Origin of the sequence: Aestuariivirga sp. (assembly GCF_046093005.1) — a bacterium.
GTDB lineage: Bacteria > Pseudomonadota > Alphaproteobacteria > Rhizobiales > Aestuariivirgaceae > Aestuariivirga.
The window spans coordinates 1-13,666 of record NZ_JBJTER010000110.1; the positions used below are offsets into that span (position 1 = coordinate 1).

Genomic DNA, 13,666 nt, shown 5'->3' on the forward strand with positions numbered 1-13,666 from the left:
TGCCGCATGTGCCCGCCCGTTTCGTTCTTGACGAGGCCGACCTCAAATCCCGCGTCCAGGCGCTGGCCGGGGCGGGGGCCACCACGATGCTGGTGCTGGGCGGCGGGGCATCTGAACCTTTCGGCAGATACGACGCGGCGATCCAGCTGCTCGCCACCGGCGTGTTCGAGGCCAATGGCGTGACCCGCATCGGCATCGCCGGCCACCCCGAGGGCAATCCTGACATCACCAAGGCGCATGGCGAAGCAGCACTCTTGGCGGCGCTGAAGGAAAAGCAGGCCTATCTCATGGGCCACGGGCTTGAGGGCTTCATCGCCACGCAGTTTCTGTTCGAGGCGGCGCCGCTGGCGGACTGGGCGGAAGGCTTGCGCCGTAACGGCATCACCCTGCCGGTCCATGTCGGCGTGCCGGGCCCCGCCACCATCAAGACGCTGGTGAAATACGCGGCGATGTGCGGGGTCGGCAATTCCGCGCGCTTCATCCGCAAGCAGGCGCTGAACATCACCCGGCTGTTGACCGTCAACACGCCGGACGATTTCGTGGCGGATCTCGCGCAGCTTCACTTCGGACGCCCGGAGCTGGGCATTGCCGCCCCGCATCTCTATCCGTTCGGCGGCTTCGACAAGCTGTTCGGCTGGCTGGACGGCATCAGGGGCTGAGAAACGCAAAACGCGTCATGCCATGGCTTGGCCATGGCATCTTCTTCGTGACCGCCAAAGAGGACCCCCGGATCAGGTCCGGGGGTGATGAAATCGCGGTTTCTTCGCCTCGCCTGCCACGCGCCCTTGCGCCGTACTAATTCACATAAGCAATGCGGATCATGTTGGTGGCGCCGGGCGTTCCGAGCGGCAGCCCCGCGGTGATGATGATGCGCTGGCCGCTCTCCGCGAAGCCTTCCTCCCGGGCGATGCGGGTGGCCCTGGTGACCATGTCGTCGAGATCGCGCGCGTCTTCCGTGAGCACGCAGTGCAGGCCCCAGACCAGGGCGAGGCGGCGCGCCGTTGCCGGAATGGGGGTGAGCGCGATCACCGGCGTGTCCGGCCGCTCGCGCGACATGCGAAGCCCGGTCGAGCCGGAGCCCGTGTAGCAGACGATTGCCGCCAGCTTGAGGGTTTCCGAAATCGCCCGCGCCGCGCTTGAGATGGCATCGGCGCTGGTGGCCTGCGGCTCATAGCGCTGGGCGGTGATGATGCCGCGGTAGAGCGAGTCGCGCTCCACCGCCTGGGCGATGCGGTCCATGGTGGCCACCGCCTTGTCGGGCCAGGCACCGGTGGCGCTTTCGGCCGACAGCATGATGGCGTCGGCGCCCTCATAGACGGCGGTGGCGACGTCGGACACCTCGGCGCGCGTCGGCACCGGTTCGGTGATCATCGATTCCAGCATCTGGGTGGCGACAATCACCGGCTTGCCGACCCTCCGCGCCGCGCGGGTGATCTGCTTCTGCTTCGCTGGCACCGTCTCGAGCGGCAGTTCGACGCCAAGATCGCCGCGCGCCACCATCAGCCCGTCGGCGATTTCCAGGATCTCGTCCAGCACGGTGAGCGCCGCGGGCTTCTCGATCTTGGCCATGACGCCGGCCCGCCCGGCGATCATCTTGCGCGCTTCCGCCACGTCGTCGGCGCGCTGTACGAAGGACAGCGCGATCCAGTCGACGCCCGTCGAAGCCGCGGCCTCGAGATCGGCGCGGTCCTTTTCGGTCAGCGCCGGGATGGGGATCACCGTATCCGGCAGGTTGACGCCCTTGCGGTCTGAGAGCGTGCCGCCGAAGATCACCCGCGTCAGCAGCCGTTGCGGCGCGGCCTCGATGATCTCGACGCGCAGCCGGCCGTCGTTCAGCAGCAAGTTGTCGCCCGCCTTGGCGGCGGCGAAAATCTCAGGGTGCGGCAGGTAGACACGCGCCGCATCGCCCGGCGTCGCGTCGGCGTCGAACACGAAATGGCTGCCGGCCTCGATGTGGGCTTCCTTCGCGGCGAAGGTGCCGATGCGGATCTTCGGTCCCTGCAGGTCGGCGAGGATGCCGACCGGGCGCTTCAGCTTCGCTTCAACGGCGCGGATGTCGCGGTGCAGCTGCCGCAACAGGTCATGGCGCGTGTGGCTCATGTTGATGCGGAACACATCGACCCCGGCGAGGAACAGCTTTTCCAGCATTTCCGGCGATGACGACGCGGGGCCCAGCGTCGCCACGATCTTCACATTGCGGTTGCGGCGCATTACTGAGCCGGCGCGGCGTTGTCACCTGCGGCGGCCGGCTTTGGCGGCTCGGTCGTGGCGCCGGAGAGGGAGATTGTCCAGTTCTTCTCGTCCCCGGTATCGACCTCCCAGAAACCTTTTCTGGTGTAGCCGCGGCCTTCGCAATCCTCGATGCCGCGGATGGTGAACACCTTGTCGCGCGCGCACATGTAGGATTCGCCGCTCCAGTGGCCGCCCTTGTCATAATCGATGGCGTAAACATAATAGTAACGGGCGATGAGATCCTTGTTGTACAGCACCGCGCATTTGCCGGGCGCCACCGTCCACCAGCCTTCGGACGCCCAGCCGTTCTCATCCTTGTAGCCAACCGCCGCGCCGATCCGGCTTTCGGTGTTGTTGCAGAGTTTGAGTTCGGCATGAGCCGGGGAAACCATTGCGCCGGCCGTCACCAGCGCGCCTGCCGCGAGCGCCATATTGCGTAGCATTCAAACGCCTCCGGAATTTCTTTCAGAATCACGCATAGCTTCGCCACCTGCCTTAACGGCGTCAACCCGGGAATGGAGCCCTTCTGGCCAACCGCCGAATAACCCAATGACTGTCCGAATAACCTCAACTATATGGCCAGTCCATGGCAAAGATTCTGGCGGCCGAAGCTTACGAGAAGGTAACGGGAAACGCGTCGTCCCGGCTGATCCTGCTTTGCGACCACGCTTCCAACGCGGCGCCGCCGGAGTATCAGGGGCTCGGCCTTGCGCCGGCCCAGCTCGAACGCCATATCGCCTATGATATCGGGGCCCGCGGACTGACGCTTGGTCTCGCCGGGCGGCTCGGGGCCGCCGCGGTGCTGTCGCGCTATTCCCGTCTGCTGATCGATCTCAACCGCGGCCTCGATGATCCCACTCTCATCATGCAGATTTCGGACGGCGCGGTGGTGCCCGCAAACCGCGATCTGAGCGCGGCCGAACGGGTCCACCGCATCGCCCGCTTCTGCCGCCCCTATCACCAGGCCATCGCCGCCGCCATCGGCGAGGTCAAGAGCAGGGGGCTGATGCCGTTTCTGGTGTCGATCCACTCCTTCACGCCAGTCTGGCGCGGCTGGCTGCGGCCATGGCAGGTGGGCATCCTGTGGGACCGCGACGAGCGGTCAGCCCGCGCCATGATCGCGGGCTTCCGCGCCCAGGGCCTGACAGTAGGCGACAATGAGCCCTATCACGGCGCGCTGGAAGGCGACACACTCCACACCCACGGCACGCTGACAGGGCTTCCGCATGCGCTGATCGAGGTGCGCCAGGACCTGATCGGCGCCAAAACAGGTGTGGATGAATGGGTGGAACGTTTGGCGCGGGTGGTCGAACCGATTATGAACGATCCCGCGATGCCATGAACCGCGAGGGGAAATTGCCATGAACATCGACGATAACGCCCGGACGGAACTTGAAGCGGCGGCCTTCCGCCGCCTGCTTGAGCATTTGCGCAACCGCACCGATGTGCAGAATATCGACCTTATGAATCTGGCCGGCTTCTGCCGGAACTGCCTGGCCAACTGGTATGAGGAGGCGGCCAGGGCCAGGGGCCTCGCGGTCAGCCGCGAGGAAGCGCGCACCATGGTCTATGGCATGCCCTATGACGAATGGAAGGCCAGGCACCAGTCCGCCGCCAGCGAGCAGCAGCAGGCGGCATTCGCGCAATCGCATAAACACTAGGATTCCGGGAAAGCATCATGGCTGGAAACAAGACAGGTTTTGCCCACGGCCAGCTCAAGGCCATCGTCGAACGAATTGAGCGGCTGGAGGAAGAGAAGAAAGCCATCGCCGGCGACATCAAGGAAGTCTATGCCGAGGCCAAGGCCAATGGCTTCGACACCAAGATTCTCCGCAAGGTCATCAGCCTGCGCCGCAAGGAAGCCGCAGAGCGCGCCGAGGAGCAGTCCATGCTGGATGTCTATATGGCCGCGCTGGGCATGATCCCCGGCAGCGCCGAGGAGGCGGCGTAGCGCCTCCGCCGGACTGCTTCAATCTGCTCTTTTGGATCGCGCCGACGCCTGTCGATCAGAAGAGTGCCCGTCCGCAGCGGCCGTCAGTTCTGCTGTTGCGCCGTCCGCCCGATCGTCATCAGAGAGACTGGAAGGTCGCCCTTACCCGGGCCGCCGGATGAGGCCAGATCGGCGCCGCCATCGGTTGGAAATGCAGCGGTGTTGGCCACTGCGAGCCGCGGCATCCGCGGCTGGGCGGCGACCGGCGCGTCGCTGACGCCTGGCAACGGGTCGGACAGGCCGTTCTCGGCGAATTGTTGCGGCGCCCCGTCGCGGCGGACAGCCTTGGCATTGTCGAAGATCAGCTGCTGCGGCCACCAGAACAAGTCATCGCCGGCCGCTGACGCGGTAATCGTGCGGATGGTGGGCACACCCTCGGCCTCGCCGTCCATCAGGTCTTCCGCCAGGCTTGTCTTGCCGTTGCCGTCCATATCGCCGGTCTCGGTCATGGTCTCGGCGGCGATCACCACGCCGATTGAGCTGCCATCGAGCGGCTGGCTGGAGTGGCGCGCCGACTGGTCCGGCGGCGGAGCAGAGGCGGGCTCGATCTTCATGTTGACGGCCGCCATCATCAGCACTTCGATGGGCTTGGGCCGCGGCTTCGGCGCGGGATAGCCCTTGCTGATGCCTTCGCCGTCGGCGGTCGCTTCGGCGGTGGCGCCGGTGGCCGCTTCGGCGGTCGCTTCGCCCTCCACGGCGGGCTTGAGCTTGGGCGTGGCGGGGGCGGCGGAGGCATCGGCGCTCATGCCGGCCAGTTCTTCGTCATCCTCGGTGTAGGCGGTTTCGAGAGGAATCTTTTTCTTCTTGCCGGCGGCCTCGGTTCCGGCCTCTTCCGCCTGCTGCGAGGGCAGGCTGGTCGCCGTGGCGTCGGCCTCGGCGATTTCCGTCTCAGGCACCGCCTTCATGCCTTTCTTGTTGACCCGCGCGCCGACGGTCTTGCGGTAGTCGCGCATGATCTTTGCCATCTGCGCCTGGCTGATGGCCGGCCCCCAGTGGCGGACACGGCCGGAATCGATGTGCACGAAACCGGTGGGGCCGCCGCCCGACCGGTAGTAGCCGACGCCGCCGATCTCACGCACCAGCGCCGAATTGCGGATCTTCACGGTCGGCACATCCGGGAAATAGAGGTCGATGGCGTTGCCGATCATGTGCTGGCTCTTGCGCGCCACGTTGCGGCCGATCTTCTTGAGAAAGGCGTTGGTCTTGGGCGAAATGGCGATGGCCTCGTTGCGCCGCCAGTCGCGCAGGAAATAGTTCAGCTTTTTCATGGCGGACGGGACATATTTCCCGTTCTTCATGTAGGTGACGGTGAGCCGCTCCTTGGTGTGGACCTGGTAGAGCGACAGGGTGCGGGTTTCGCCCCCCGCTTGTACGGCGGCTGGCGAGCCAATGACCACGCTGAGGCCGAAGGCCAGCGCGACCGCCGCGGCCGTGGCCGCCTTTTTCCAGCGCTGAATCAAATTGAGATGACCGGCCTTCCTGACGTGCAAACCCATACCCCACTCACAACCGGATACCCGGTTTCCCTGGTCTCCGTCCAGTCTGCCAACCCCATCCCGGAGAGAGGCTTACACTGGAACGGCGTTTCAAACAAGACTAAGGCCGCCATGAGGCGGCTGGTCAAAACGGTAAATGATTATGCTTAACAAGCATTTAACAGGAAAAACCGCCTAGTTCTGGGCCACCACCGTGGCGGAACGGGCCGTTTCCATGGCTTTGTCCCGGCCGTATATGTCGTTGAAATACCTCATATTGCCCGCGGAATCGGGCCACGCCGTGAAATAGGCAATGTAGACCGGAAGCTTGGTTTTCAGCTTGATCGTTTCGCTGCCCTTTGAGGCGATGTGGGCGGCCACCTCGCCGGCGTTCCAGCCGAGCACGACCGCGGCGAACTCGCGCGGGTTCTGGACGCGCACACAGCCATGGCTGAAGGCCCGCACCTCATCCTCGAACAGTTCCCGCGCGGGCGTGTCGTGCATGTAAATGTTGTGCCGGTTGGGAAACAGGAACTTGACCTCGCCCAGCGCGTTCTTCTCGCCAGGCGGCTGGTGAATGCCATAGGGCACCTTGCGGCCATAAGCCGCCCAGTTCACCGACCGCGACGGCACGACCTTGCCCTGCTGGTTCACCACCTTGAAGCCCATCCGGTCGAGATAAGCGGGGTCGCGGCGCAGCTTCGGCAGATATTCGCCGGCGATGATCGATGGCGGCACGCCCCAGGAGGGGTTGAACACCACGAGTTCCATCTCGTCATGGAAGGAGACGGTCTGGGTGTTGGGCTTGCCGACGATGACCCGTGTTGCCCAAACTTGCCTGCCGTCTTCGATCACCTTCGCTTCGAAGGCCGGCTGGTTCACGAACACATATTTCCGGCCGAGTTCGCGCGGCAGCCAGCGCAGGCGCTCCATGTTGTCGCGCAGCCTGTCGATGTTGCTGGCCGAGGAGCCCTTGTTCAGGGCGCCCAGCGTCTGCGGCCCAAAGGCGCCCGTCATCTTGATCCCCGCGGCTTGCTGGAAGCGGCGGAGCTCCTCCGACAAGGGCTCATCGAGAAGCGCTGGGTCTGACCCGAAGGGTGGCTCCGCTTCATAACCGAGGCTTGTCAGCCTGGCGCGCAGGGCGGGAATGCGCGGGTCGATGCCGCCGGGTTTGACGACCGGACCGGCGGGTATGGGCGCGAAACCGGGGCCGGTTTCCCGGGCGCGGAGCTCGGCCAGCGCGGTCTTCATCGCCGCATAGGCCGGGTGCGAGGGTTGCAGGCTCTTGAGATAATCGGCCGCGTAGGGCGACCAGGCGATGACCTTCAGGGCCTCGCCGGGCGCGATCCACGGCGGATCGATATCATTATAGCGCGACAGGCCGCGCGGGTCGAACTGCCCGCCGGATGCGTCGCGGGCATAGCGCAGCGCCGCCCCAGAAAGATCGATATCGAGCCGCGCCATGGCGGCGGGATCATGTTCTGGCAATCTTGCGGTGTAAGCCTCGAGGCCGGAGGGCAGATAGGTCCGCGGATCGAGCCCGTCCTGATCCGCGGCGGCCAGCAGTGCCAGCACCGCCGCCCCCCGTTCGCTCAGTTTGCCGTCCTTCAGCCATACGGGCTTGAAGCCCTGCGCGGCATAATGCGCCAGCAGCGCATCGCGCGCGGCGGGCAGCACGCGGAGCGACGCGCCTTCGCCCGCCAGCGCGTCATAAATGGCGGCTTCCGCCGCGCCCATGGGCCGCGGCGCGCCCAGGGTGAGCCCGCTCAAACCCACCAGTTTCGGCGGCACATAGGTGAGGTTCCCCATGCCGAGGCCGGGGTCGGGCTCCGGGTCGGCATCGGAAACCACCACGCGCGGGGTTCGCCTGTCGCGGGAGAAGGCGCCGAACAGGCTGTCACGCTCCGCCCGCCGGTTGATCTGCCGGCGCTTTGCGGTTCCGCCGTCGGGATTGCTGGCCCGCTCGCCGCCGAACAGGTTTTCGAGGAAGCCTGAGCTGCGCTTCGGGGCCGGTGTCTCGGCTGCCGCCAGGCCACTCACGGCGAGGGCCGCGAGGCCCGCCAAAACCCCCAAACTGACGCGCGCTCTCATCGTCTCACCTGCGGTGCTGTCACTCTGGCCAAACCCATGCCGTGAGACTAGCCGCTGGCCTCCTCGAGGCCAAGGTCTTTCATCCGGCGGTAGAGCGTCGAGCGGCCGATGCCCAGCTTGCGGGCCACTTCCGACATCTGGCCCTGGTAGCGCGCCAGCGCCAGGCGAATCATGTCGGCCTCAACCTCCTCGAGCTTGCGGATGTGGCCGCCCTCGGTGACGGCGGGAATGCCGAAGGCGATGCCGTCCGAAACCGCGGTGCCGCCCTTGCGCGGCAGCGGCGCGCCGCTGGCGATCGCCGCTTCGCCCCTGGGCAGGGCAGGCTTGGGGGCCAGCTGCGGGGCAGGGGGGATCTTGATCTCATAGCCTTCGACCAGCGAGGCGATTTGCGGAAAATCCTCAACGTCCAGCCGGTCGCCCTCGCACAGCACCATGGCGCGGAACACGGTGTTCTCAAGCTGGCGCACATTGCCTGGCCAGGCATAGGCGCGAAGCAGGTCCAGCGCATCCGGCGCGATGCCGCGCACCTTGCGGCCTTCCTCCGCCGCGAAGCGGGTGATGAAATGGTCCACGAGAGCAGGAATGTCTTCCTTGCGCTCGCGCAGCGGCGGCACCATGATCGGGAACACGTTCAGCCGGTAATAGAGGTCCTCCCGGAACTGGCCGCGCTTCACCATCTCGATCATGTCGCGGTTGGTGGCCGAAATGAGCCGGATATTGACCTTTACCGGCTTGCGCGCGCCGACGGGGTCGATCTCGCCCTCCTGGATGGCGCGGAGCAGCTTCACCTGCATGTCGAGCGTCAGTTCCGCCACCTCGTCAAGGAACAGCGTGCCGCCGTCGGCCTCCTGGAACTTGCCGGCGTGCCGCGCCGTGGCGCCTGTGAAGGCGCCCTTCTCGTGGCCGAACAGGATCGATTCGACGAGATTTTCCGGCAGCGCCCCGCAATTCACCGCCACGAAGGGCCGGCCCGCCCGGTCGCTCTCGCCCTGGATGGCGCGGGCGATCATCTCCTTGCCGACGCCCGACTCGCCCTCGATCAGCACCGGGATGCCGGATTGGGCCCCGCGCCTTCCCAGCCTGAGCACATTGGCCATGGCCGGCGAGGAGGCAATGAGGTCGGTGAAGCTCAGCGCGCCCCCGACCTTCTTGTTGAGCCGCTTCACCTCCTCGGTCAGCGCGTTGACCTTGAGCAGGTTCTGGACCGATATTCTGAGGCGCTCGGGGCTCACCGGCTTGACCACGAAATCATCCGCCCCCGCTCGCATGGCGCTGATCACGGTTTCGATCGAGCCCTGCGCGGTCTGCACGATCACCGGCAGATCGCCGCGAACGGCTTGCAGTTTTTCGAGAAACTCGAGCCCGCTCATGCCGGGCATGTTGAGATCGAGGATCACCAGCTCGATGCCGCCGCCGGATGGGCTTTTCAGCACCTCGATCCCCTTATGGCCGCCGTCGACCGGCATCGGCTCGCAGCCGAAGCGCCGGACCATCTCCTCGAGAATTCTGCGTTGAGCGGGATCGTCTTCGATGATGAGAACGCGGACAGCCATGCGCCTTTAATCTTCTTCTTCTGGTGTTGCCTCGGCTAGCGGCGCCCCGGACGTTCCGGACAGAAGCCCGGAGCCAGCGCGACTCGCCTCCCCTTGGGTCATAAGCTGACAGCCAAGGGTAAAGGCGCTGTTAACGGCGAGCCACGTTTGGGCACAGGCGCAAACCGCCCGCGGATGTTGTATGAGTTAAGACTTAATGGTTAGTGCCAATCCGCAACCGAAAGGCGTGATGTGAGCCGGTTTCGTATTGCTTTGTTCGTCATCGCCGCGCTGGGCCTGGTGCTGGGCCTGGCGGCGCCGTTTGCCGGGCTGGACGCCTGCCAATACTGGATCTGGACGGCGGCGGCGGCCGTGGTTCTGGCAACACTGCTCGCGCAGATCGTCACCTCGCTGGCCCATGGCGAAGTGGGGCTGGATATCGTGGCGGGCCTGTCGATTTCGGCCGCGCTGGCCTTCGGCGAACCGCTGGCGGCGGGCGTCGTGGCGCTGATGTATGCGGGCGGCCAGCTGCTGGAAGACTATGCCGCCAACCGGGCCCGCGCCGACATGCGGGCGCTTCTGGCCCGGGTGCCCAAGACGGCGCTCCGCTATGACGACGGCCACCTGACGGAAGTGGAAATCGACCAGATTGTGCCCGGTGACCGGCTGCTGATCCGCCAGGGGGACATCGTGCCGGTCGACGGCCATGTTTCCTCGGGCAAGGCGCTGCTCGACATGGCGGCGCTGACCGGCGAATCGGTTCCGGTGCGCTGCCTCGAGGGCGATCAGGTGCAGAGCGGCGCGCGCTCGCTCGACACCGCCTTCGACATGCGCGCGGCCAGGCCCGCCTCCGAGAGCACATATGCCGGCATCGTCCGCCTCGTTCAGGCGGCCCAGGCCGCCAAGGCGCCGATGGTGCGCCTTGCGGACCGCTTCGCACTCTTGTTCCTGGCTGTCACCGTGGCGCTGGCCGGCGGCACCTATCTGGTGACTGGCGATCACTTGCGCATGCTGGCGGTGCTGGTGTCGGCCACACCCTGTCCGCTGATCCTCGCCGTTCCGGTGGCGATCATCGCCGGCATGGGCAAGGCGGCGCGGCGCGGCCTTCTGATGAAAGGCGGGCCGGTGCTGGAGACCATGGCGCGGGCCGTCAACCTGGTGATTGACAAGACCGGCACCATCACCCGCGGCTGCGCCGCGCTTGCCGGCATCCTTCCTGCCGGTCCCTTCCCGGAACAAGAAATCCTACGTCTCGCCGCCTCCCTGGAACAGGCCTCGGCGCATGTTTCCGCGCTGTCGATCGTGACCGCCGCCCGCGAACGCGGCCTCAAGCTGAGCTTTCCCACCGCGGTGCGCGAGACGGCGGGCGAGGGGCTGGCGGGCGAGGTCGATGGGCATGCGGTGATCGTTGGCGGGCATGATTTCGTGGCCCGGCAGCTGGGCGGCGCGCTGGCGCGTCCCGCCCATCCGGCGGGCACGGTCCTGGCCGGGGTCGCGGTCGATGGCCGTTTCGCCGGCCATCTGCTGCTCGCCGATGCGGTGCGCGCCGAAACGCCCGCCGCGCTGGCCGCGCTCCGCGATGCGGGCATCCGGCGCATCGTGCTGGCGTCCGGCGATCAGCAGGCGGTGGTCGACCGGGTGGGCGGCAATCTGGGCCTCAACGAATTGAGGGGAGGCCTCAAGCCGGATGAGAAGGTGGCCATCGTGCTCGCCGAGCGGAAGTCTGGCGTCACGCTGATGGTGGGCGATGGCGTCAATGACGCGCCCGCACTGGCGGCGGCCGATGTCGGTATTTCCATGGGCGCCACCGGCTCCGCGGCGGCGAGCGAATCCGCCGACGCCGTCCTGCTGGTGGATGACCTGACGCGGCTGGCCGAGGGGCTGGCCGCCGCCCGCCGCGCCCGCGCCATCGCGCTGCAGAGCGTCTATATCGGGCTCGGCCTGTCGCTCGCGGCCATGATCGCGGCGGCGCTGGGCTATCTGCCGGTGGTGGCGGGCGCCCTGCTGCAGGAGGCGATCGACGTGGCGGTGATCCTCAACGCGCTGCGGGCGCTGCGGTAGCGGCAGGTGAAATCGCGGTAAGCCAGCAGCACGGGCGGTTGCCGAAGCGGCCTTGCTGGGCCATATCAGCGCCACACCTCATGCAAGGAGTGCCCATGACCGCCGCCGCCGCCCAGACCCTCGGACCGCTCCCCGAATGGAACCTCGCTGATCTTTACCCCTCACCCGACGCCCCCGCCTTCGCCGCCGATATGGCCAAGGGCGAGGCGATGGCCAAGGCCTTCGCGGAGAAATACCGCGGCAAGCTCGCTGGCCTTGACGGCGCCGGGCTTGCCCAGGCGCTCAAGGATTATGAAGCGATCTCCGATCTCCTGGGCCGCACCGGCTCCTACGCCCAGCTCTATTACGTGGGCGACACCACGGATTCGCAGCGCGGCAAGTTCTATGGCGATGTGTCGCAAAGGCTCACGGACATCTCCGCCATTCTGCTGTTCTTCGAACTCGAGCTGAACCGCATCGACGAAGCCGCGCTCGAAACCGCGATGCGCGAGCCCGCGCTGGCCCATTACCGCCCGTGGATCGACAATCTCCGCAAGGAAAAGCCCTATCAGCTGGACGACAAGCTTGAGGAACTGTTCCTCGAGAAATCCCAGACCTCGGCGGCAGCCTTCAACCGGCTGTTCGACGAGACCATGGCCGGGCTCCGCTTCGAGATGGCGGGCGAGACGCTGACGCTCGAACCCACGCTAACCCTGATGCAGAGCCCGGACGAGGCCAAGCGCAAGGCCGGTGCGGAGGCGCTGGCCAAAACCTTCGGCGAGAACATCAAGCTGTTCACGCTGGTCACCAACACGCTGGCCAAGGACAAGGAAATTTCCGACCGCTGGCGCGGCTTCAAGGACATCGCGGACGCCCGCCACCTCTCGAACCGGGTGGAGCCCGAAGTGGTGGAAGCGCTGGTCGCCTCGGTGCGCCGCAACTACCCGCAGCTTTCGCACCGCTATTACCGCATGAAAGCGAAGTGGCTTGGCAAGGACAAGCTCATGCACTGGGACCGCAACGCGCCGCTTCCCCAGGAAGACACCCGCGAAGTGCCCTGGGCCGAGGCGAAGGACATGGTTCTCTCCGCCTACGGAGCATTTTCGCCCGAGATGGCGGGAATCGCCGCGCAGTTCTTCGACCGCAACTGGATCGACGCGCCGGCCCGGCCCGGCAAGGCGCCGGGCGCTTTCGCGCATCCCACGGTTCCTTCCGCGCACCCCTATGTGCTGATGAACTATCTCGGCAAGACGCGGGATGTGATGACGCTCGCTCATGAGCTGGGCCATGGCGTGCATCAGGTGCTGGCCGCGCCGCAGGGCGCGCTGATGGCCGCGACACCGCTCACCCTGGCGGAGACTGCCAGCGTGTTCGGCGAGATGCTGACCTTCCAGGCGCTGCTCGCCAAAACGCGGGATCCCAAGAAGCGCAAGGCGCTGCTGGCCTCCAAGGTGGAGGACATGATCAACACCGTGGTCCGGCAGATCGCTTTCTATACCTTCGAGCGCAAGCTGCACACCGCCCGCAAGCAGGGCGAGCTGACGCCGGAGCAGATCAACGCCATCTGGCTTGAGGTGCAGGCCGAGAGCCTGGGCGACGGCATCGTGCTGGGCGAGGGCTACGAGACATTCTGGAGCTACATCCCGCATTTCATCCATTCGCCCTTCTATGTCTATGCCTATGCCTTCGGCGATTGCCTGGTGAACTCGCTCTATGCCCGCTACCGGGAAAGTGCCCAGGGCTTCCAGGAAAAGTATTTCGCCATGCTGAAGGCGGGTGGCACCAAGCATCATGCGGAACTCCTGAAACCCTTCGGCCTCGACGCCACCGACCCCGCCTTCTGGGACAAGGGCCTGTCGGTGATCTCCGGCATGATCGACGAGCTGGAGTGGATGTAGTCGAAGACTGCATTTCTCTCCCCCGCTGGCGCGGGGGCGAGGGATAGGGATGAGAAAATGAACACGCGGCAGATCATCTTCCTCGTGCCCGCCGTTGACGATGCGGCGGCAATGGCGCGGCTGCAGGTGGCCTGTTGGGAAGAGGCCGATGCCGGCATGATCGACGAGCTGGAGCGGATGTAGTCGAAGACTGCATTCCTCTCCCCCACGCATGTGGGGGAGAGGGAAGGGTGAGGGGGTGGGTCCGTTGCGCCGCTGCTGGCCGTTCTGGCCTGCTGCCGGTTCCGTGGACATGCACTTAAGCTAACCCCGCCTTCCTCTCGAACTCAATGGGGCTGATGTACCCGAGCGTGGAATGCCGGCGCTTGGGGTTGTAGAAGCACTCAATGTAATCGAACACATCGGCCT

At 65.9% G+C, this 13,666-nt stretch carries 13 protein-coding genes; 7 read left to right on the forward strand and 6 right to left on the reverse strand.

The window, feature by feature from the left end; all coding sequences use genetic code 11:
* Nucleotides 1–659: methylenetetrahydrofolate reductase (locus ACKOED_RS09665; protein ID WP_408916387.1), on the forward strand; the 659-nt coding region annotated here is incomplete at its 5' end.
* 136 nt (nt 660–795) lie between these two features.
* Here the strand turns inward: ACKOED_RS09665 and pyk are convergent.
* Nucleotides 796–2,211: a pyruvate kinase gene (pyk, locus tag ACKOED_RS09670; protein WP_408916388.1), complete on the reverse strand. Its 1,416-nt coding sequence runs from the start codon at nt 2,209–2,211 to the stop codon at nt 796–798.
* Nucleotides 2,211–2,675, reverse strand: coding sequence for a DUF1036 domain-containing protein (locus ACKOED_RS09675; protein WP_408916389.1), 465 nt, complete (start codon nt 2,673–2,675; stop codon nt 2,211–2,213). Before ACKOED_RS09675 ends, pyk begins: the two co-directional genes overlap by 1 nt.
* Nucleotides 2,676–2,818: 143 nt before the next feature.
* On the opposite strand from ACKOED_RS09675, the gene ACKOED_RS09680 reads away from it, so the two are divergent.
* The 3 genes from ACKOED_RS09680 to ACKOED_RS09690 are packed head-to-tail and all read left to right on the forward strand — an operon-like array spanning nt 2,819 to nt 4,183.
* Nucleotides 2,819–3,574, forward strand: coding sequence for an N-formylglutamate amidohydrolase (locus ACKOED_RS09680; protein WP_408916390.1), 756 nt, complete (start codon nt 2,819–2,821; stop codon nt 3,572–3,574).
* 19 nt (nt 3,575–3,593) lie between these two features.
* Nucleotides 3,594–3,893, forward strand: coding sequence for a DUF1244 domain-containing protein (locus ACKOED_RS09685; RefSeq protein WP_408916391.1), 300 nt, complete (start codon nt 3,594–3,596; stop codon nt 3,891–3,893).
* Between the two features lie 17 nt (nt 3,894–3,910).
* A complete protein-coding gene (locus tag ACKOED_RS09690) occupies nt 3,911–4,183 on the forward strand; it encodes a DUF2312 domain-containing protein (protein ID WP_408916392.1) in 273 nt (90 codons plus the stop codon).
* A gap of 83 nt (nt 4,184–4,266) precedes the next feature.
* Here the strand turns inward: ACKOED_RS09690 and ACKOED_RS09695 are convergent, their stop codons facing one another.
* The 3 genes from ACKOED_RS09695 to ACKOED_RS09705 all read right to left on the reverse strand — a co-directional run bounded on the left by ACKOED_RS09695 (nt 4,267) and on the right by ACKOED_RS09705 (nt 9,341).
* Entirely contained in the window at nt 4,267–5,718 is a 1,452-nt protein-coding gene (locus tag ACKOED_RS09695) for a DUF882 domain-containing protein (protein ID WP_408916393.1), read from the reverse strand.
* Nucleotides 5,719–5,892: 174 nt separating this feature from the next.
* The gene (locus ACKOED_RS09700) at nt 5,893–7,788 is read right to left on the reverse strand and encodes a murein L,D-transpeptidase (protein ID WP_408916394.1); all 1,896 of its coding nucleotides are present in this window, start codon (nt 7,786–7,788) and stop codon (nt 5,893–5,895) included.
* A gap of 47 nt (nt 7,789–7,835) precedes the next feature.
* The gene (locus tag ACKOED_RS09705) at nt 7,836–9,341 is read right to left on the reverse strand and encodes a sigma-54-dependent transcriptional regulator (protein ID WP_408916395.1); all 1,506 of its coding nucleotides are present in this window, start codon (nt 9,339–9,341) and stop codon (nt 7,836–7,838) included.
* 231 nt (nt 9,342–9,572) lie between these two features.
* Between ACKOED_RS09705 and ACKOED_RS09710 the strand changes: the two genes are divergently transcribed.
* The 3 genes from ACKOED_RS09710 (at nt 9,573) to ACKOED_RS09720 (ending at nt 13,441) form a co-directional block, all read left to right on the forward strand.
* A complete protein-coding gene (locus tag ACKOED_RS09710) occupies nt 9,573–11,381 on the forward strand; it encodes a heavy metal translocating P-type ATPase (protein ID WP_408916396.1) in 1,809 nt (602 codons plus the stop codon).
* Between the two features lie 95 nt (nt 11,382–11,476).
* On the forward strand, nt 11,477–13,258 hold the full coding sequence (locus ACKOED_RS09715) for a M3 family oligoendopeptidase (RefSeq protein ID WP_408916397.1): 1,782 nt from the start codon (nt 11,477–11,479) through the stop codon (nt 13,256–13,258).
* Between the two features lie 57 nt (nt 13,259–13,315).
* Nucleotides 13,316–13,441: a hypothetical protein gene (locus ACKOED_RS09720; protein ID WP_408916398.1), complete on the forward strand. Its 126-nt coding sequence runs from the start codon at nt 13,316–13,318 to the stop codon at nt 13,439–13,441.
* 115 nt (nt 13,442–13,556) lie between these two features.
* Here the strand turns inward: ACKOED_RS09720 and ACKOED_RS09725 are convergent.
* Nucleotides 13,557–13,666 (reverse strand): IS3 family transposase (locus ACKOED_RS09725; protein WP_408915809.1); only part of this gene is annotated, 110 nt, incomplete at its 5' end.

Bases quoted from the DNA above. Each gene is read 5' to 3' on its own strand.
- ACKOED_RS09685 (WP_408916391.1), top strand. From the start codon at position 3,594: ATGAACATCGACGATAACGCCCGGACGGAACTTGAAGCGGCGGCCTTC.
- ACKOED_RS09705 (WP_408916395.1), bottom strand. From the start codon at position 9,341: ATGGCTGTCCGCGTTCTCATCATCGAAGACGATCCCGCTCAACGCAGA.
- ACKOED_RS09695 (WP_408916393.1), bottom strand. From the start codon at position 5,718: ATGGGTTTGCACGTCAGGAAGGCCGGTCATCTCAATTTGATTCAGCGC.
- ACKOED_RS09690 (WP_408916392.1), top strand. From the start codon at position 3,911: ATGGCTGGAAACAAGACAGGTTTTGCCCACGGCCAGCTCAAGGCCATC.
- pyk (WP_408916388.1), bottom strand. From the start codon at position 2,211: ATGCGCCGCAACCGCAATGTGAAGATCGTGGCGACGCTGGGCCCCGCG.
- ACKOED_RS09675 (WP_408916389.1), bottom strand. From the start codon at position 2,675: ATGCTACGCAATATGGCGCTCGCGGCAGGCGCGCTGGTGACGGCCGGC.
- ACKOED_RS09720 (WP_408916398.1), top strand. From the start codon at position 13,316: ATGAACACGCGGCAGATCATCTTCCTCGTGCCCGCCGTTGACGATGCG.
- ACKOED_RS09700 (WP_408916394.1), bottom strand. From the start codon at position 7,788: ATGAGAGCGCGCGTCAGTTTGGGGGTTTTGGCGGGCCTCGCGGCCCTC.
- ACKOED_RS09680 (WP_408916390.1), top strand. From the start codon at position 2,819: ATGGCAAAGATTCTGGCGGCCGAAGCTTACGAGAAGGTAACGGGAAAC.
- ACKOED_RS09715 (WP_408916397.1), top strand. From the start codon at position 11,477: ATGACCGCCGCCGCCGCCCAGACCCTCGGACCGCTCCCCGAATGGAAC.